Annotated in this window: 16 protein-coding genes; 12 read left to right on the top strand and 4 right to left on the bottom strand. The window is 64.9% G+C overall.

Going from position 1 to position 19,493, the window contains the following annotated elements:
* The first annotated feature begins 11 nt into the window (after positions 1–11).
* Entirely contained in the window at positions 12–1,718 is a 1,707-nt protein-coding gene (locus ACTIEY_RS10980; protein WP_439519138.1) for an alkaline phosphatase D family protein, read from the top strand.
* A gap of 15 nt (positions 1,719–1,733) precedes the next feature.
* Here ACTIEY_RS10980 and ACTIEY_RS10975 read toward each other — a convergent pair whose 3' ends face one another.
* Positions 1,734–2,369, bottom strand: a complete 636-nt coding sequence (locus ACTIEY_RS10975) for a GntR family transcriptional regulator (protein WP_439519137.1) — start codon at positions 2,367–2,369, stop codon at positions 1,734–1,736.
* A 94-nt stretch (positions 2,370–2,463) separates the two neighbouring features.
* Between ACTIEY_RS10975 and scpA the strand changes: the two genes are divergently transcribed.
* From scpA to ACTIEY_RS10935, 8 genes are all read left to right on the top strand, one after another.
* Positions 2,464–4,632 carry a methylmalonyl-CoA mutase gene (gene scpA, locus ACTIEY_RS10970; RefSeq protein WP_439519136.1) on the top strand — a complete coding sequence of 723 codons (2,169 nt, stop codon included), beginning with the start codon at positions 2,464–2,466 and terminating at the stop codon, positions 4,630–4,632.
* On the top strand, positions 4,629–5,633 hold the full coding sequence (meaB, locus tag ACTIEY_RS10965) for a methylmalonyl Co-A mutase-associated GTPase MeaB (RefSeq protein WP_439519135.1): 1,005 nt from the start codon (positions 4,629–4,631) through the stop codon (positions 5,631–5,633). Before scpA ends, meaB begins: the two co-directional genes overlap by 4 nt.
* Before the next feature lie 27 nt (positions 5,634–5,660).
* Positions 5,661–7,193 carry an acyl-CoA carboxylase subunit beta gene (locus ACTIEY_RS10960; RefSeq protein ID WP_439519134.1) on the top strand — a complete coding sequence of 511 codons (1,533 nt, stop codon included), beginning with the start codon at positions 5,661–5,663 and terminating at the stop codon, positions 7,191–7,193.
* Between the two features lie 19 nt (positions 7,194–7,212).
* Positions 7,213–9,261, top strand: coding sequence for an acetyl-CoA carboxylase biotin carboxylase subunit (locus tag ACTIEY_RS10955; RefSeq protein WP_439519133.1), 2,049 nt, complete (start codon positions 7,213–7,215; stop codon positions 9,259–9,261).
* An 83-nt stretch (positions 9,262–9,344) separates the two neighbouring features.
* Positions 9,345–9,932, top strand: a complete 588-nt coding sequence (locus ACTIEY_RS10950) for a class I SAM-dependent methyltransferase (RefSeq protein WP_439519132.1) — start codon at positions 9,345–9,347, stop codon at positions 9,930–9,932.
* A gap of 3 nt (positions 9,933–9,935) precedes the next feature.
* Positions 9,936–10,436: a VOC family protein gene (locus ACTIEY_RS10945; RefSeq protein WP_439519131.1), complete on the top strand. Its 501-nt coding sequence runs from the start codon at positions 9,936–9,938 to the stop codon at positions 10,434–10,436.
* A 133-nt stretch (positions 10,437–10,569) separates the two neighbouring features.
* Entirely contained in the window at positions 10,570–10,857 is a 288-nt protein-coding gene (locus tag ACTIEY_RS10940) for a hypothetical protein (RefSeq protein ID WP_439519130.1), read from the top strand.
* A gap of 28 nt (positions 10,858–10,885) precedes the next feature.
* Positions 10,886–12,400, top strand: coding sequence for a methyl-accepting chemotaxis protein (locus ACTIEY_RS10935; RefSeq protein WP_439519129.1), 1,515 nt, complete (start codon positions 10,886–10,888; stop codon positions 12,398–12,400).
* Here the strand turns inward: ACTIEY_RS10935 and rsxB are convergent.
* On the bottom strand, positions 12,397–13,053 hold the full coding sequence (gene rsxB, locus ACTIEY_RS10930; RefSeq protein ID WP_439519128.1) for an electron transport complex subunit RsxB: 657 nt from the start codon (positions 13,051–13,053) through the stop codon (positions 12,397–12,399). The genes ACTIEY_RS10935 and rsxB overlap by 4 nt on opposite strands.
* A 45-nt stretch (positions 13,054–13,098) precedes the next feature.
* Positions 13,099–14,538, bottom strand: coding sequence for a polyhydroxyalkanoate depolymerase (locus ACTIEY_RS10925; protein ID WP_439519127.1), 1,440 nt, complete (start codon positions 14,536–14,538; stop codon positions 13,099–13,101).
* Positions 14,539–14,661: 123 nt separating this feature from the next.
* Between ACTIEY_RS10925 and ygiD the strand changes: the two genes are divergently transcribed.
* Entirely contained in the window at positions 14,662–15,492 is an 831-nt protein-coding gene (gene ygiD, locus ACTIEY_RS10920; protein WP_439519126.1) for a 4,5-DOPA dioxygenase extradiol, read from the top strand.
* A gap of 3 nt (positions 15,493–15,495) precedes the next feature.
* On the opposite strand, the gene ACTIEY_RS10915 is transcribed toward ygiD, so the two are convergent.
* Entirely contained in the window at positions 15,496–16,692 is a 1,197-nt protein-coding gene (locus ACTIEY_RS10915; RefSeq protein ID WP_439519125.1) for an amino acid aminotransferase, read from the bottom strand.
* Between the two features lie 172 nt (positions 16,693–16,864).
* Between ACTIEY_RS10915 and wecB the strand changes: the two genes are divergently transcribed.
* Positions 16,865–18,001, top strand: coding sequence for a non-hydrolyzing UDP-N-acetylglucosamine 2-epimerase (gene wecB / locus ACTIEY_RS10910; protein WP_439519124.1), 1,137 nt, complete (start codon positions 16,865–16,867; stop codon positions 17,999–18,001).
* Positions 18,002–18,003: 2 nt separating this feature from the next.
* Positions 18,004–19,224 carry a UDP-N-acetyl-D-mannosamine dehydrogenase gene (wecC, locus tag ACTIEY_RS10905; protein WP_439519123.1) on the top strand — a complete coding sequence of 407 codons (1,221 nt, stop codon included), beginning with the start codon at positions 18,004–18,006 and terminating at the stop codon, positions 19,222–19,224.
* Positions 19,225–19,493 lie beyond the last annotated feature (269 nt).

Raw genomic sequence — 19,493 nt, 5'->3', positions numbered from 1 at the left:
CAAGGACTCCCATGACCACCTCCAGCCGCCGCACCTTCATCGTGCGCCTCGTCTCCGTGTCTGCGGCCGTGTCGGCCGGTGGCGTGCTCTCGGCCTGTGGTGGCGGTGGCGACGACGGCAACGAGACGCCCACGCCACTGGCGCCTGTGCGGTTCGACTTCGGTGTGGCCAGCGGTGATCCACTGGCCGACCGGGTGATCCTCTGGACCCACGCCACGCGCGGCGACGCGGATCCGGTGGCCTTGTCCTGGGAAGTGGCGGCGGACGCTGGCTTCACCCAGATGGTGTCCACCGGTCAGGCGCAGGCGTCGCCCGATGCAGGCCACACGGTGAAGGTGGATGCGACGGGCCTGGCGGCCGGCCAGAGCTATTTCTTTCGCTTCCGTTCGGGTGACGACATCTCGCCCGTGGGCCGCACACGCACCTTGCCGGCCTTGAACGCCACCAGCGTGAAGCTGGCAGTGTTCAGTTGTTCCAACTATCCCGCGGGCTTCTTCCAAGCGTACAGCGGTGCCTTGTCGGTGGGGGCCGAGTACGCCGTCCACCTGGGCGACTACATCTATGAATACGAGGCGACCGGCTACGCATCCGAAGACGCGGTGACGCTGGGCCGGGTTTCGGTGCCCGCCAACGAATGCCTGACACTGGCCGACTACCGGGCGCGTTACGCGCAGTACCGAAGCGATCCCGACCTGAAGCAATTGCACGCCACCATGCCGATGATCGCCATCTGGGACGATCACGAGATTGCGGACAACGCCAACGCCAACGGCTCGGTCAACCACACCGAAGGCGCGGAAGGCAGCTTCAGTGCCCGGGCGGCAGCGGCGGCGCAGGCCTATCACGAGTGGCTGCCGATCCGCACGCCCGACACCACCAACCTGCGCCGGGCCTACCGCAGTTTCGACTTTGGAAGCCTGCTTTCACTGCACATGCTGGAGACGCGCCTGCTGGCGCGCGAACCCGCGCTGACGATTGCCGAGCTGACCGACCCCGCGACCTCGGCCGCCGCCCTGGCCGTGCTGAACTCGCCCTCCCGACAGATGCTGGGTGCCGAGCAGACGGGCTGGCTCACCCAGCAGATGACAGCCTCCAGCGCCACCTGGCAGGTGCTGGGCCAGCAGGTGCTGATGGCGAGAATGATGTTTCCCGCCTCGGTGCTGCAGGCGATCGACCCGGCCACCGACCCCGTGGCCGGCGCCGCCGCGGTGGCGGCCTACCTGCTGGCCAGGGAGCTGGAAGTTTCGGCACCGCAGCTGATGACCCCCGAGCAACTGGCACTGGTCGACCCGGTCCAGAACCCGAAGATCGGCTACAACCTCGACGCCTGGGACGGCTACCCGGCGGCCCGCGAAACGGTGCTGTCCTCCGCAGCAACCCTGGGCAAACGCCTGGTCTCGCTGGCCGGGGACACCCACAACGCCTGGCAGAGCGACCTGAGCCTGGCCGACGGCACCGTGGTCGGCCAGGAGTTTGCCGCGCCCAGCGTGACCTCACCAGGTTTCGAGGCCTACCTGGGTTCGCTCTCGCCAACCGTGGTGGCCGACATCTTCACCGACGTGCTGGACATGCTGAACTTCGCCAACACGGAGCAGCGCGGTTTCCTGTTGATGAGTTTCACGGCACAGGCGGTCCAGGGCGACTGGTACTTCATCGACACGGTCAAAGCGTCGGCCCACACCGTCACGCTCGGCCACACGGCGGTGGTCAGCGCCTGACGCCAGGCGGTCTGCTCAGGCAGCGGCTTCCAGGCCGTTCTGGAAATGCTCGCGCATCCGTTGCACCGTCAGTGCGGGGTCGCGCCGGGCGAGGGCAGCCACGATGGCGCGGTGCTCGGCCAACGACTCTTCGATGCGCCCGGTCTTCAGCAGCGAGTTGTGGCGGTTGAGCTTCATCACCTTGCGCAGGTCGGCCACCATCTGCTCGCGCCAGCGGTTGCGCGCCAGTTCGAGCAGCCGCATGTGGAACTGTTCATTGATGGCAAAAAACCGGTCTCGCTCGCCCACTGCGGCTTCCAGCTCGGCGTGCAGCGATTGCAGCGACGCGATTTCTTCGTCACTCGCCCGCTCGGCGACCACGCCGCCGGCATCCGACTCCAGCAGCGACAACAGGTGGTACACGTCGGCGAGGTCTTTTTCCGATACCTCGGTGACGTAGGCACCGCGCCTGACTTTCATGGTGACCAGCCCCTCGGCGGCGAGCACCTTGAGTGCTTCGCGCAACGGGGTGCGGCTGATGCCGTATTCCTCGGCGATCTTCAGCTCGTCGATCCAGCTGCCCGGCTCGAGCTCGCGGCTGAAGATGCGCTGGCGCAGCAGCTCGGCCACTTCTTCATAGAGGGCGCGGGGGGAGAGCGATAGGGCGGACATGGACGAGATTGTAGGCCAGGCGCCATATTCTGCATCAATAATTATGAATGATGTAAACTCGCCACCGTTCCGAACACCCAGATTGCCATCCGCCATGAGCCCGTCCAAGCCCGATTCCGTGCCCGAATTTGCCCCTGCCACCCTGAAAGCCTGGGCCCAGGCCGCCCGCAAATCCGCGCCGGGTGGGGATGTGGGCGCACTGGACTGGGTGACCCCGGACGGTATTCGAGTCAAGCCGCTCTACACCGCTGAAGACACGGCGAACCTGCCGCACACGCACACGCTGCCCGGTTTCGAACCTTTCATCCGGGGCCCCCAGGCCACCATGTACGCCGTGCGCCCCTGGACGATCCGTCAGTACGCCGGGTTCTCCACCGCCGAGGAAAGCAATGCCTTCTACCGCAAGGCGCTGGCTGCGGGCGGTCAGGGCGTGAGCGTGGCTTTCGACCTGGCGACCCACCGAGGCTACGACAGCGACCACCCGCGTGTGACCGGCGATGTGGGCAAGGCCGGCGTGGCCATCGACAGCGTGGAGGACATGAAGATCCTGTTCGACCAGATCCCGCTGGACAAGGTGAGCGTGTCCATGACCATGAACGGTGCCGTTCTGCCCGTGCTGGCCGGCTACGTGGTGGCGGCGGAAGAACAGGGCGTCTCGCAGGACAAGCTCAGCGGCACCATCCAGAACGACATCCTCAAGGAGTTCATGGTCCGCAACACCTACATCTTCCCGCCCGAGCCGAGCATGAAGATCATCGGCGACATCATCGAGTACACGGCAAGGCACATGCCGAAGTTCAACTCGATCAGCATCAGCGGCTACCACATGCAGGAGGCGGGGGCCAACCAGGCGCTGGAGCTCGCCTTCACGCTGGCCGACGGCAAGGAGTACGTGAAGACGGCCACCGCCAAGGGCATGGACGTGGACGACTTCGCCGGGCGCCTGAGCTTCTTCTGGGCGATCGGCATGAACTTCTACCTGGAGATCGCCAAGATGCGCGCGGCCCGTCTGCTGTGGACGCGCATCATGAAAGGCTTCAACGCGAAGAACCCCAAGAGCCTGATGCTGCGCACCCACTGCCAGACCTCGGGCTGGTCGCTCACCGAGCAGGATCCCTACAACAACGTCGTGCGCACCGCCATCGAAGCCATGGCGGCCGTGTTTGGCGGCACGCAGAGCCTGCACACGAATTCGTTTGACGAAGCCATCGCGCTGCCCACCGAGTTCAGCTCACGCATTGCGCGAAACACCCAGCTCATCATCCAGGAAGAAACGCACATCACCAGCGTGGTCGATCCGTGGGCCGGCAGCTACATGATGGAGAGCCTGACCCAGGAAATGGCCGACAAGGCCTGGGCCATCATCGAAGAAGTCGAGGCGATGGGTGGCATGACCAAGGCGGTGGACAGCGGCTGGGCCAAGCTGAAGATCGAGGCAGCGGCCGCCGAGAAGCAGGCGCGCATCGATTCGGGCAAGGACGTGATCGTGGGCGTCAACAAGTACAGGCTGGCCAAGGAAGACCCGATCGAGGCGCGCGACATCGACAATGTGGCGGTGCGCGAAGGCCAGATAGCACGCCTGCAGAAGATCAAGGCCACGCGCGACGCTGCCCGTGTGCAGGCGGCACTGGATGCGCTGACGGCAGCGGCCGACAGTGGCGAAGGGAATCTGCTCGACTTGAGCATCCAGGCCATCCGCCTGCGCGCCACGGTGGGCGAGGTGAGCGATGCGCTGGAGAAGGTTTACGGGCGCCACCGCGCCGATACGCAAAAGGTGACCGGTGTGTACGCTGCTGCCTACGATTCCGCCGAGGGCTGGGACGCCCTCAAGACCGAGATCAACGCCTTCGCCGAAGCCCAGGGTCGTCGCCCTCGCGTGATGATCAGCAAGCTCGGCCAGGACGGCCACGACCGCGGCGCCAAAGTGGTGGCCACGGCGTTCGCCGACCTGGGCTTCGACGTCGACATGGGCCCGCTGTTCCAGACACCGGAAGAATGCGCGCGCCAGGCGATTGAAAACGATGTGCACGCCGTCGGCGTGAGCACGCTGGCCGCTGGCCACAAGACGCTGGTGCCGGCCATCATTGCCGAGCTGAAGAAGCAGGGAGCCGACGACATCATCGTGTTCGTGGGCGGCGTGATTCCACGGCAGGACTACGACATGCTCTTCGAGGCCGGTGTCAAAGGCATCTACGGCCCGGGAACGCCCATTCCGGCCAGCGCCAAGGACGTGCTGGAGCAGATCAAGAAAGCGATCGGGTGATTCCTTCGGCGTTGCAGGACGGCATCTTGCACGGCGAGCCTGCCGCGCAGCGCCGCGCCATGGCCAAGGCCATCACGCTGCTGGAGTCCACCCGTGCGGATCACCGCGCGCAGGGCGATCAGTTGCTCACCGCCTTGCTGCCTCGCACCGGCAACGCGTTTCGCCTGGGCATCAGCGGCGTGCCGGGCGTGGGCAAGAGCACCTTCATCGAGGCGCTGGGGCTTTACCTGATCGAGCGCGGTCACCGGGTGGCCGTGCTCACCGTCGATCCTTCCAGCACGGTCTCGGGCGGATCCATCCTGGGCGACAAGACGCGCATGGAGAAGCTCTCGGTGCACGAGCGGGCTTACATCCGCCCCAGCCCGAGCAGTGGCACGCTGGGCGGCGTCGCTGAGAAGACGCGTGAGGCGATGCTGGTGTGCGAGGCCGCAGGCTACGACATCGTGATCGTCGAGACGGTGGGTGTGGGGCAGAGCGAGACAGCCGTGAGCGGCATGACCGACATGTTCGTGCTGATGCAGCTGCCCAACGCCGGCGACGACCTGCAGGCGATCAAGAAGGGTGTGATGGAACTGGCGGACCTGGTGGTCATCAACAAGGCGGATCTCGATCCCGATGCCGCCACGCGCGCCCGGGCGCAGATCACCTCGTCGCTGCGCCTGCTGGGCTTGCAGGGTCACCCCGAACACGCCCACCACAACGAAGCGCTCTGGCACCCGCAGGTGATCCAGCTCAGCGCGTTGCTCGGTCGGGGCGTGGATGCCTTCTGGGCCGAGGTCTCCCGGTTCCGCACACTGCAGACCGGCAACGGCCGGCTCGAATCGCGCCGCCAGCAGCAGGCCCGCGCATGGATGTGGGAGCGCATCGACGCTGGCCTCAAACAACGCTTTCGCGCACACCCCCAGGTGCGCGCCGAGCTCGATGGCGTCACGCAGCAGGTGCTGGCCGGGCAGTTGCCCGCTTCCACCGCGGCACGCCGCCTGCTCGATCTTTTCGACTGACACCCTTTTTTTCTGGAGCACACGACCATGCAGGACATCCTGGAACAACTGGAGAAAAAGCGCGCCGCAGCCCGCCAGGGTGGCGGCGAGAAACGCATCGCCGCACAGCACGCCAAGGGCAAGCTGAGTGCGCGCGAACGGCTGGAGGTGCTGCTGGACGAAGGCACTTTCGAAGAGTGGGACATGTTCGTCGAGCACCGTTGTACCGACTTCGGCATGCAGGACAACAAGATTCCTGGCGATGGCGTCGTCACCGGCTACGGCATGATCAACGGCCGCCTGGTGTTCGTGTTCAGCCAGGATTTCACCGTGTTCGGCGGGGCGCTGTCTGAAGCGCATGCGGAGAAGATCTGCAAGGTGATGGACCAGGCCATGAAGGTCGGCGCACCGGTGATCGGGCTCAACGACTCGGGTGGCGCCCGGATTCAGGAAGGCGTGGCTTCGCTCGGCGGTTATGCCGACGTCTTCCAGCGCAACGTGATGGCCAGCGGCGTGGTGCCGCAGATCAGCATGATCATGGGCCCCTCCGCTGGAGGTGCCGTGTACTCCCCGGCCATGACGGACTTCATCTTCATGGTGAAGGACTCGGCCTACATGTTTGTGACCGGCCCCGAGGTGGTGAAGACCGTGACCCACGAAGAGGTGACGGCCGAGGAACTGGGCGGCGCCATCACGCACACCACGCGCAGCGGCGTGGCAGACCTCGCCTTCGAGAACGATGTGGAGGCCTTGCTGATGCTGCGCCGCCTCTACAACTACCTGCCGCTCAACAACCGCGAGAAGGCACCTGTGCGCCCCAGCGGTGACCCGATCGATCGCATGGACATCAGCCTGGACACGCTGGTGCCGGAGAACCCCAACAAGCCCTACGACATGCGCGAGCTGATCGTCAAGACGGTGGACGATGGCGACTTCTTCGAGCTGCAGCCGGAGTACGCCAAGAACATCCTGATCGGGTTTGCGCGCATGAACGGCCAGACGGTCGGCATCGTGGCCAACCAGCCGCTGGTGCTCGCGGGTTGCCTTGACATCAAGAGCTCCATCAAGGCGGCGCGCTTCGTGCGCTTCTGCGATGCCTTCAACATCCCGGTGGTCACGTTCGTCGATGTGCCAGGCTTCATGCCCGGCACTTCCCAGGAGTACGGCGGCATCATCAAGCACGGCGCCAAGCTGCTTTACGCGTATGCCGAGTGCACCGTACCCAAGATCACCGTGATCACGCGCAAGGCTTACGGCGGCGCCTACGACGTGATGAGTTCCAAGCACCTGCGGGGCGATGTGAACTTCGCCTGGCCCAACGCCGAAATTGCGGTGATGGGGGCCAAAGGCGCTGTGGAGATCATCTTCCGCGAGGAAAAGAAGGACCCCGCCAAGCTGGCGCAGCGCGAGGCCGAGTACAAGGCGCGCTTTGCCAATCCCTTCGTGGCCGGTGCGCGTGGCTTCATCGACGACGTCATCCTGCCGCACGAGACGCGCAAGCGCATCTGCCGCAGCCTCGTGATGCTGAAAGACAAGAAGCTCGAGAACCCGTGGCGCAAGCACGGAAACATCCCGCTGTGAGCCTGAGGAGAAGAACAAGATGTTTACCAAGATCCTGATTGCCAACCGCGGCGAAATCGCCTGCCGCGTGATTGCCACCGCCAAGAAGATGGGCATCGCCACGGTGGCGGTGTATTCCGAGGCTGACAAGGAAGCGCGACATGTGCAACTGGCCGATGAGGCCGTTCTGCTGGGCCCGGCGCCTTCGCGCGAGTCCTACCTGGTCGCCGACAAGATCATCGAGGCCGCGAAGAAAACGGGCGCGCAGGCGATCCACCCCGGCTATGGCTTCCTGTCGGAAAACGAGGCCTTTGCCAGGCGCGTGGAAGAGGAGGGCATGGCCTTCATCGGGCCCAAGCACTTCAGCATTGCCGCCATGGGCGACAAGATCGCCTCGAAGAAGCTCGCCAATGCGGCCAAGGTCAACACCATTCCTGGCTGGAACGACGCCATCGAATCGGCGGAGCGCGCTGTGGAGATCGCCAGGGACATTGGCTATCCCGTCATGATCAAGGCCAGTGCCGGCGGTGGCGGCAAGGGCCTGCGTGTGGCCTTCAACGACAAGGATGCGCTCGACGGCTTCAAGGCTTGCCAGAACGAAGCGCGCAACAGCTTCGGCGACGACCGCATCTTCATCGAGAAGTTCGTGCAGGAGCCGCGCCACATCGAGATTCAGGTGCTGGGCGATTCGCATGGCAACGTGATCTACCTGAACGAGCGCGAGTGCTCCATCCAGCGTCGTCACCAGAAGGTGATTGAAGAGGCGCCGTCGCCCTTCATCAGCGACGCCACCCGAAAGGCCATGGGCGAGCAGGCTGTGGCGCTGGCCAGGGCCGTGAAATACCAGAGCGCCGGCACGGTGGAATTTGTGGTCGGCAAGGACCAGGACTTCTACTTCCTGGAGATGAACACGCGCCTGCAGGTGGAGCATCCGGTGACCGAGTGCATCACCGGGCTGGACCTGGTGGAGCTGATGATCCGTGTGGCGGCTGGTGAGAAGTTGCCACTGACGCAGGCCGACGTGAAGCGCGAAGGCTGGGCCATCGAATGCCGCATCAACGCCGAAGATCCGTTCCGCAACTTCCTGCCCAGCACCGGGCGGCTGGTTCGCTTCGCGCCGCCCACCCAGACCATGTTCCAGTCGAACACCGACGCGCTGTACGGCGTGCGTGTGGACACCGGTGTGCAGGACGGTGGCGAGATCCCGATGTTCTACGACTCGATGATCGCCAAGCTCATCGTGCACGGCAAAGACCGCACGGAAGCCATCGCGCGGATGCAGGAGGCGCTCAATGGCTTCGTGATTCGTGGCATCAGCAGCAACATTCCGTTCCAGGCGGCGTTGCTGGCGCACCCGAAGTTCATCGCCGGCGATTTCAACACCGGCTTCATCGCCGAACATTACGCGCACGGCTTCCGCGCTGAAGATGTGCCGCACAGCGACCCGGACTTCCTGGTGGCGCTGGCCGCTTTCGTGCGGCGCAAGTCGCGTGAGCGCGCTGCCGGTCTCTCGGGCCAGTTGCCGGGCTACGGCGTGAAGGTCGGGCACGACTACTGCGTGATCGTTCTCGATTCGAATGGGCAGCACACCTACCGCGCCGTGCACGTGGACGAAGTGGTGGGCCAGATCGGTTCGGCGGTGGTGACGGTCGACGGCAAACGCTATGCGCTCACCAGTCCTTCGCGACTGAACGACATCTGCGTGACCGGGATCTGCAACGCAGAACCTTTCTCTGTGCAGATCGAGCGCGGCACGCCCCGCAACCCGCTGGCGCTGGTGGTTCAGCACAACGGCACCCGCATTGAGACCATGGTGGTGTCGCCCCGCATGGGCGAGCTGCATGCCCTGATGCCTTTCAAGGCGCCGGCCGACATGAGCCGATACGTGCTCTCGCCCATGCCCGGACTGCTGGTGGATGTGGCCGTTCAGCCCGGCCAGAAGGTTCAGGCCGGTGAACGCGTGGCGGTGATCGAAGCCATGAAGATGGAGAACGTGCTCTTTGCCGCGGCCGATGGCGTGGTCGCCAAGGTGCTGGCCGCCAAGGGCGATTCTCTGGTGGTGGATCAACCCATCGTCGAATTCGCGTGAGGCCCTTGCAGCGCACAACCCGAAACGGACGCTGTCAGGCAAATCGGATACCCTTCGGCCCATTGCGGCTTCGAAGGGTTTCCATGCGCCACGGTCTGGCTTTTGCCCTGGGTTGTCTGCGCGATCCGCGCCGCATGGGTGCGATTGCACCCGCGTCAAAGGCACTGGCCCGCGCCATCGCTGAAGAAGTTCAGCGCGACCAGCCTTCGGTGCTGATCGAGGTGGGTGCTGGCACGGGCGCCATCACCCGGGCGCTTGCCGCCTCGCACATCACTCCAGAGCGGTTCATGGTGATCGAGCGCGATCCCGATTTCGCCCGCCTGCTGCGTCTGGCCTTTCCTGCGCTGGAGGTGTTCAACCACTGCGCCTCCAACCTGCGCTCCCTGCCGATCGAGGCGCTGTCGCCGGTGACGCTGGTCTCTTCGTTGCCGCTGTTGTCGATGCCGCGGGAAGAAGCCAGGCAGTGCATCGAAGCCATGTTCTCCCTCATTGCACGCCAGCCGGGTTCGCGCCTCATCCAGTACACGTACGCAGCGCCGCACCTGCGGCCCTTCAACCACATTCCCCCGGGCTGGCACTGGCGGCGCGCGGCGTCGGTCTGGGCCAACCTGCCGCCGGCCACCGTGTGGTCGCTGGAACGCACGCCCGGGTTCGTTCACGGAATCCACTGAATCATGCCAACTTCGCCCACTGCCCCACGCCCCTTCAAAGTCCTCGGCATCCAGCAGATCGCCATCGGCGGGCCCGACAAGCAACGCCTGAAACAGCTCTGGGTGGACATGCTGGGGCTGGAAGTCACAGGCACCTTCCGCAGCGAGCGCGAGAACGTGGACGAAGACATCTGCGCCATGGGCGCCGGGCCGTTCAAGGTCGAGGTGGACCTCATGCAGCCGCTGGATCCAGAGAAGAAGCCCGCGGTGCACACCACGCCGCTGAACCACGTGGGCCTATGGATCGACCGGCTTCCCGAGGCGGTGGAATGGCTGAGCGCGCGGGGCGTGCGTTTTGCCCCGGGTGGCATCCGAAAGGGTGCCGCCGGCTTCGACATCTGCTTCCTTCACCCCAAGTCGAACGACGAGTTCCCCATTGCGGGCGAAGGCGTGCTGGTGGAGCTGGTGCAGGCGCCGGCCGAGGTGGTGACGGCCTTCGCCGGCCTGGAAATCCAGCCCGCCTGATCCCGCAAGCCCTGAGCAGCGCGGCTTTTCCCGCCTTTTTTGCGGCATTGCGCCCGAAAGGCCCCATTTACGCTTGTGGCTCCAGGGGCCATGCCGTGCGCAGGGCTCCGCCACCCTGCCGCAGGAGCGTGCCATGGAAACGTCCGCCAAGACACTGACCACCGACCAGACCGCCGTGAACCGCTGGCGCGGCATGTCGCACGCCGAGCCCTGGCCCGACGAGTTGCTGGAGCGGTTCTGCCTGCGCATGTCCAGCCAGGGCATGTGCGTGAGCCGGGCGCTGATGCTGTGCGACCGGCGCTACGCACTGGAACAGCTTTCGCACGGCCACAACATGGCCGACGACACGCTGCGCGCCATGGCCGTCGAACTCTTCCGACACTTCCTGAACCAGCGATCCGGCATCGTCGGCGTCCACTGAAAGACCCTTCCTCAAGGAGCTGCTCCGCATGTCCGCGTTTCATTTCCTGTTTTCGCCCGGCATCTGGCTGATGCGCCGGCTGCGCCTGGGCAGCAAGCTGCTGGTGCTCGCGGTCGCCGCGGCGTGGCCGCTCAAGGCGGTTCTGCTGGTCGATCCGCAAGGCATCGCGGTGATGCTGATCTCCGGCGCGGGGCTGGCGCTGCTCGCCTACCTCATGCTGGCGTTTCACATCAGCTTCATGGCCGATTTTCGCCGCGTTCGGCACGCGATGGAGCAGACCGCCAGCGGCAACCTGCGCTCCTCGGTGCAGATTCAGGGCCGAGACGAACTGACCGACCTGGGCCAGCTCGTGGAGCGCGTGGCCACCAATCTTTCTGCCATGGTGGCCGAGGTGCGCAGCAATTCCGCGCTGGTGGCGCATGCGGGCCGCAGCCTGGCGGCAGGCAACCGGGACCTGGCCGACCGCACCGAACAGCAGGCTGCCAACCTGGAGCAGACCGCGGCCAGCGTGCAACAGCTCTCCAGCACCGTGCAGCAGAACGCGCAGACGGCCGGGGAGTCCGACCAGCAGGCTGCGCAGGTGCGCGACGTCGCCGAGACCGGCGCGCAGTCCATGGGTCGCGCAGTGGACTCCGTGGAAGGCATCCAGAAGGGTGCGCAGCAGATGAACGAGATCATCGGCGTGATTGACAGCATCGCTTTCCAGACCAACATCCTGGCCCTGAACGCGGCCGTGGAAGCCGCTCGCGCCGGCGAGCAGGGGCGAGGCTTTGCGGTCGTGGCCAACGAGGTGCGAACCCTCGCGCAGCGCTCGTCGTCCTCGGCGCGCGAAATCCGCGAACTCATCGAAGCCTCGCGCATGCAGGTGGAAACCAGTGTGGCTCGAATGCGCACGGCAGGCAGCAGCATGGGGCAGATCGTCACGGGCGTACGCGGCGTGGCCGCCAACATGTCGCTCATCTCGGCGTCGAGCGCGGAGCAGAGTTCGGGCCTGAGTGAGATCTCATCGGCCGTGACGCAGCTTGATGCCATCACCCAGCGCAACGCGCAGATGGTGGAACGGGCGGTCGCGCAGGCCGACCAGCTCGAGCAGCGGGCGGCGCACCTCTCGCGCGCGGTGTCGTCGTTCATGTTGCAGCAGGGCACGGCCGAGGAGGCCATGGCCTTGGTGGACCGCGCCCAGGCGATGCGCCTGCAGCGCGGTCGCGAAGCGTTCGTGCGCGAGATCACGGAACCGGCTTCCGGTTTCCACGACCGCGACATGTACGTGTTTGCGCTCGACCGCGAGGGCGTGTACCGCGCGTTTGGCGGCAAGCCGGAGAAAGTGGGCAGCCGCGTGCAGGACATTCCGGGTGTCGATGGCGTGGCCCTGCTGAACGCCATCGTCGATCAGGCCGAATCGGCCGCTGGCTGGGTGGAATACGACATCGCCAACCCCGTGACCGGCGCCATCCAGGGCAAGATGTCCTATGTGGTGAAGGTTGATGACCTTTACGTCGGCTGCGGCGTGTACAAGACCGTGGCCGCCCGCCAGCAGGCTTAGGTCGGGTCGCGCTGCGCGCGTGCCCGGGCCAGCGCGGCTTCGATCACTGCGCGTTTCCTGTCCAGCTGAGCCGGGTCGGTGATCTGCGAGTGCTCCGCCAAGTGGGCCAGCTTCTCGTGGGCCCTGGCCTCCAGCCTTGCGCCGCGTTCCTGCTTTTCACGCGCCAGGCGCGCCTGCCGGCTGGCATAGCGCTCGCGCCCCAGGCGCGCCTGTTCGGGCGACCACGCCTGCCAGCCGGTGCGTTCGCCGCTCACCACCTCCAGGGAGATGCAGTCCACCGGGCACACGGGCAGGCAGAGTTCGCAGCCGGTGCAGTAGGGCTCGACCACGGTGTGCATGCGCTTGTGCGTGCCCAGGATCGCATCGGTGGGACATGCCTCGATGCACAGCGTGCAGCCAATGCACCAGGCTTCGTCGATCACGGCCACCGTTACCGGGCCCTCAATGCCGAACTTTGGATCGAGTGGCAGCGGTGTCTTGCCCGTCAGGGCGGCGAGGCGTTCGATGCCTTCGGTGCCGCCCGGCGGGCACTGGTTGATACCCGCTTCGTCCGCGGCAATCGCTTGGGCATAACTTGCGCAATCGGGGTAACCGCAGCGGGTGCACTGCGTCTGCGGCAAGGCGGCGTCGATGCGCCGGGCCAGTTCGTTCATGGGCGCGAATATACCGGTGGCGCGGCCAAACCGGCCGCGCAGGGCTCAGGCCTTGACGGTCTTGCGGACCCGGGTGGCGGGCCTGGCCACCGGCTTGGCCTTGGCCTTGGCGCTTGCCGGTTTTGCCATGGCCATCTTTTTCGCCGGCGCCGGTTTGCCGGTGGACCGAGCCGGTGTCTTTGCAGCGGGGCGGGCGGTGGCGGGCTTGGTCGTCGTGGTGGCAGGTTGGTGCGCCAGGATGAAGTTCTTCACGACAGGGTGCACCATGTCGCGCCATCGCCGGCCGCTGAAGATGCCGTAATGCCCGGCACCGGGCGCCTCGAAATGCATGCGGTGCGCTTTTGCGATTCCGGTGCACAGGTCGTGCGCTGCGGCCGTCTGGCCGGAGCCTGAAATGTCGTCGAGCTCGCCTTCGATGGTGAGCAGGGCGGTGCGCGTGATGTCCTGGGGGCGAACGCGTTCGAGTTCACCAGCTTCGTTCTTCACGTCCCAGGTGCCGTTGACGAGCTTGAAGTCCTGGAACACGGTCTCGATGGTTTCGAGGTAATAGTCGGCGTCCATGTCGAGCACGGCGTTGTACTCGTCGTAGAACTTGCGGTGCGTCTCCACGCTCTCGTTGTCGCCCTTGACCAGGTCCTTGAAGTAGTCGTAATGACTGGTGGCGTGGCGATCCGGGTTCATGGCGACGAAACCCGTGTGCTGCAGAAAGCCGGGATAGACGCGTCGACCCACACCGGGGAAGTTGTCGGGCACTCGGTAGATCACGTTGTTCGCGAACCAGTCGTGGCTGCGCTGCGTGGCCAGGTTGTTCACCGCGGTGGGCGACTTGCGGGCGTCGATCGGGCCACCCATCATGGTCATGGACCAGGGCGTCGTTTCACCGCGGCTCGCCATGAGCGACACCGCCGCCAGCACCGGCACCGTGGGCTGGCAGACGCTGATCACGTGGCAATTGCCGTAGCCCTTCTGCAGGTAACGGATGAACTCCTGCACGTAGTTCACGTAGTCGTCGAGATGGAACTCGCCTTCGGAGAGGGGTACCAGGCGCGCGTTCTTCCAGTCGGTGATGTAGACCTTGTGGTCCTTGAGCATGGTGCGAACGGTGTCGCGTAGCAGGGTGGCGTAGTGGCCGGATAGCGGTGCCACGATCAGCACCACCGGCTGACCCTTGAGCTTGGAGAGGGTGTCGGTGTCGTCCGAGAAACGCTTGAAGCGGCGCAATTCGCAGAAGGGCTTGTCGATCTCGATGCGCTCGTGGATGGCCACATCCACGCCATCCACGTTCACGGTGTGGATGCCGAACACCGGCTTCTCGTAGTCCTTGCCCAGCCGGTGCATGAGGTCGTAACCGGCGGAGATGCGCTGCGCGCCGGGCAACTGCGCGAGCGGCAGCATGGGATTGCTGTACAGCTTGGCGGCCACTTCGGCCAGATCCGCAAACGGCTCCATGATGGAGCGTTGGGTTTCGTAAATCTGATACAGCATGACGGGCAGACAAGGTTATGTTGCAGTGCAATATAGCAGCATGTCAAAGGCCTTGTCAGGGTGAAAACACCTAATCTTCGGGCCTACTTGTCACCTTCGTGAAAGAATGCGAACGGAGCTTCCATGACCCAGATCGACCCACCCCAGGCCACCTCCCGCCAGCCCGTGCTGTTCGTCGGGCACGGCAGCCCGATGAACGCCATCGAAGACAACGCCTGGCGACGGCAGTGGCAGGACCTGGGCCGCCAACTCCGCTCGCGCCCGGCGAAACCCCGTCTGATCCTCTGCATTTCGGCCCATTGGCTGACGAACGGCTGGGCGCTCACGGCCATGGACGTTCCCCGCACCATCCACGATTTCGGCGGTTTTCCCCAGGCGCTGTTCGATCAGCGGTACCCCGCACCCGGCGCGCCCGCCCTGGCCCGGTCCATCAGCGAGCAGGTGCGCCAGCCGGGCATCCAGGAACCTCTCTGGCTGGACGATGGCGAGTGGGGGCTGGACCATGGCGCCTGGTCGGTGCTCAAGCCCATGTTTCCCGAAGCGGACATCCCGGTGATCCAGCTCAGCATGGACTACCGGCGCCCACCCGCCGAACATCTGGCGGTGGGGCGCCAACTGGCGGCGTTGCGAGACCAGGGCGTGCTCATCGTGGGCAGTGGCAACGTGGTGCATAACCTGCGCACCATGCGCCGCGACGCCGCCGACCACCAGGCCTACGAGTGGGCCATCGAATTCGATCGCGTGACGGCTGGGCATCTGGCGGCCGGACGGACCGACGCACTGGCGGACTTCCAGCAGATGGGTGCGGTTGCCCAGATGGCCCATCCGACGTGGGAGCACTACCTGCCTCTGCTCTACGCTGCCGGCGCGGTGGGCGACGACGAGACGCCCACCTTCTTCAACGAGGGGTTTCAGGGCGCATCGATTTCCATGCGCTCGGCGATCTGGGGCTGATCGTCAGACCACCTTGGCGATGGACTGGCAGACGTAGTCGATGTTCTTGCTGTTGAGCGCAGCCACGCACATGCGGCCGGTGTCGGTGCCGTAAACGCCGAACTCGCTGCGCAGGCGCACCATCTGGTCCTTGGTGAGGCCAGAGTAGCTGAACATGCCGATCTGGCTGGTGATGAAGCCCATGTCCTGCTTCACACCCGCCGCCTTGAGGCCATCCACCAGCTTCTGGCGCATGGCCTTGATGCGCACACGCATGTCGGCCAGTTCCTTTTCCCACTGCGCGCGCAGTTCGGGGTTGTTCAGCACGGCAGCCACCACCGCGCCGCCGTGGATGGGCGGGTTGGAATAGTTGGTGCGGATCACGATCTTGAGCTGCGACAGCACGCGGGAGGCTTCCTGGGCGTTCTCGCACAGCACCGAGAGGGCGCCGACGCGCTCGCCGTAGAGGCTGAAGCTCTTGGAGAACGAGGTGGAGACAAAGAAGGTGAGGCCAGCAGCCACGAACTTGCCGATGACAGCGCCATCTTCGGCAATGCCGTGGCCAAAGCCCTGGTACGCCATGTCCAGGAAGGTCGTGAGTTGCCGCGCCTTGACCACCGCGATCACATCGTCCCACTGGGTGGGTGTGATGTCGTAACCGGTGGGGTTGTGGCAGCAGGCGTGCAGCACGGCAATGGTGCCGGGGGCGGCCGCCTGCAGACTGGCCAGCATGCCTTCAAAGTTCACGCCACGCCGGGCTGCGTCGTAGTACGCGTAGGTGTCGACCTTGAAGCCGGCATTCGTGAACAGGGCGCGGTGGTTTTCCCAGCTGGGGTCGCTGATCAGGACGGTGGCGCCGGGGTTGAGGCGCTTGAGGAAATCGGCGCCAATCTTGAGGCCGCCCGTGCCGCCGATGGCCTGGACCGTGGCCACCCGGCCGGATTTCACCGGCTCGGAATCGGCCCCGAACACCAGGCTCTTGACGGCGGCATCGTAGGCCGCAATGCCGTCGATGGGCAGGTAGCCGCGGGCGGTGGGCTTGTCCATCATGGTCTTCTCGGCCGCCTGCACGCATTGCAGCAAGGGCAACTTGCCGTTGTCGTCGAAGTACACGCCGACGCCAAGGTTCACTTTGTTGGGGTTCGTGTCGGCGGCAAACTGTTCGTTCAGACCCAGAATCGGGTCGCGGGGCGCCATCTCGACGGCGGAGAAGAGGGACATGCTGAATTTCCTGGGGAGGTTGAGTCGGAAGCAGGCGGCATTTTACCGGCTGGCTTCACGCCACATGCGGTGACCGGTTCGCCATGTATGCTCTCGGGCTCCCGTTTTCGCCGGCCACAGGGGCCAACCTGTCGCGGCGCGAATGCGGTGCAAAACGCCCAGAAAGATCGGTATGAGAGTCATGTTTGTGTTCGGGACGCGGCCCGAGGCCATCAAGATGGCACCGGTGGTCAAGGCCTTCCAGGCGGCCGCCCCCGTCATCGAAACCCGGGTCTGCGTGACGGCGCAGCATCGTGAGATGCTGGACCAGGTCCTGCAGTTGTTCGAGATCGTGCCGGACCACGACCTGAACATCATGAAGCCGGGCCAGGACCTGTTCGACATCACCTGCAACATCCTGGCAGGGCTCAAGCCGGTCCTTGCGAGCGAGAAGCCCGATCTGGTGCTCGTGCATGGCGACACCACCACCACGCTGGCGGCCAGCCTCGCCGCCTACTATTCGCGCATTGCAGTGGGGCACGTGGAAGCTGGCTTGCGCACGGGCAACAAGCAGGCGCCGTTTCCGGAAGAAATCAACCGCAGGCTCACCGGCGCGGTGGCAGACCTTCATTTCGCCCCCACGGAAGCGGCGCGTGCCAACCTGCTGCGCGAAGGGGTGGACCCCGCCACCATCCACGTGACCGGGAACACCGTCATCGACGCGCTGGTCGCGGTCGCCCAGCGCCTCAAGGAGCAGGCGACCCTGCGGGAAGAACTCGACCGTCGCTTCGACTTTCTCAACGCCTCCAAACGGCTGATCCTCGTGACAGGACACCGGCGCGAAAACTTTGGCGAAGGTTTCCAGAACATCTGTCAGGCGCTGGCCGACATCGCGGAGGCCGAGCCGGATGTGGAGGTTCTCTACCCGGTGCACCTCAACCCCAACGTGCGAAAACCGGTGGCGGACATCCTGGCTTCGCGCCAGCTCACCAACGTCCACCTGATCGATCCGGTCGACTACCTGCCTTTCGTGTACCTGATGACCCGCGCCCACCTGATCATCACCGACAGCGGGGGCGTGCAGGAAGAGGCACCATCACTCGGCAAGCCCGTGTTGGTGATGCGCGAAACCACCGAGCGTCCCGAGGCCGTGGCCGCCGGCACGGTGATGCTGGTGGGCACCTCGAGGGACCGCATCGTCAAGGAGACCCTTCATCTGCTTCACAATCCTGCCGCCTACGCCACCATGTCGCAGGCTCACAATCCTTATGGTGATGGCCATGCCTGCGGACGCATCGTCCAGGCGGTGCTGTCCATGAAAGCGAGTTGAACGTGCAACGCATCAGTCAGAAAATCGTCGTGATGGGCTTGGGCTACATCGGCCTGCCCACTGCATCCATGCTGGCCACCAAGGGGCATCAGGTTCTGGGCGTGGACGTGAACCAGAACGCGGTGGACACCATCAATTCCGGTCGCATCCACATCATCGAGCCCGACCTTGACATCCTGGTGCGCTCGGCCGTGAACAGCGGCAATCTCAAGGCATCCACCGAGCCGGAAGAGGGCGACACCTTCATCATCGCCGTGCCCACGCCCTTCATGGAGATCGATGGCAACCCCAAGGCGCCTGATCTCTCGTATGTCGAAGCCGCCACGCGCGCCATCGTGCCTTACCTCAAGCCCGGGAACCTGGTCATCCTGGAGTCCACTTCGCCTGTGGGCACCACCGAACTGATCCATCGCATCATCGTGCAGGCCCGCCCCGAGCTGGACGGCCAGGTTCACGCCGCGCACTGCCCCGAGCGTGTGCTGCCTGGACACATCCTGCGCGAACTGGTCGACAACGACCGCATCATTGGTGGCCTGACCAAGGCGGCCAGCGAAAAGGCCTGTGAACTCTACAAGAGCTTCTGCCACGGAGCGATCCTGCTCACCGACAGCAAGACCGCAGAACTCTCCAAGCTGGTGGAAAACTCGTTTCGCGATGTCAACATCGCCTTTGCCAACGAACTGTCCGTCATCTGCGACCACCTGGACATCAACGTCTGGGAGACGATTGCCCTGGCCAACCGGCATCCGCGCGTCAACATCCTGCAGCCCGGGCCCGGCGTGGGCGGTCACTGCATTGCGGTCGATCCCTGGTTCATCGTGTCGTCAGCGCCAGAGCAGGCGCGGTTGATCCGCACGGCGCGGCAGGTCAACGACGCCAAGCCCCATTGGGTCATCGACAAGGTCAAGGCCAAGGCCGAGCGGTTCAAGGATCCTGTCATCGGTTGCCTGGGCATCACCTTCAAGGCCAACATCGACGACATGCGCGAATCGCCAGCGCTGGACATCGTGCACGAATTGAGGCGCGATCGCGTGGGCTCGCTGCTGGTGTGCGATCCGAACGTGAGCCCCGACAAGGTGGACTTCCCGCTCACACCGCTCAAGCAGGTGCTCAAGGAGGCCGACATCCTGCTGCTGCTGGTGGACCACACCGAGTTCAAGGACATCGCATTGGACAGCCTGCGCGACAAGGTCGTGATCGACACCCGCGGGGTGCTGCGCTGACCCGATGGCGGCAAGGCCGCCGTTGCTGATGCGCCCGCGTGGTGATTGGGCCTCAGCCCGGTGAGCCTGACGCGGGATCGAGAACCGCTGGCCCGACACTTGCTAGATGCCTCCGTTGACGTCGCGCGACCATTGTGTGGAATAAGGCGCGAGATCACGGGAAATCAGACCCGTTGCTTTCCTTTCGCCGCCTTTTGAGGCGGATCTTTGATGGGATACTTGGGATCATGCGCTTGAATCTTCTTCTCCTGGTGTATGGGCGCAGGCAA

It is taken from the genome of Hydrogenophaga sp., assembly GCF_051858985.1.
In the GTDB taxonomy this organism is placed as follows: Bacteria; Pseudomonadota; Gammaproteobacteria; order Burkholderiales; family Burkholderiaceae_C; genus Hydrogenophaga.
Note: the sequence above shows the minus strand (reverse complement) of the source record. Positions and strands in the feature narration are given on the sequence as shown.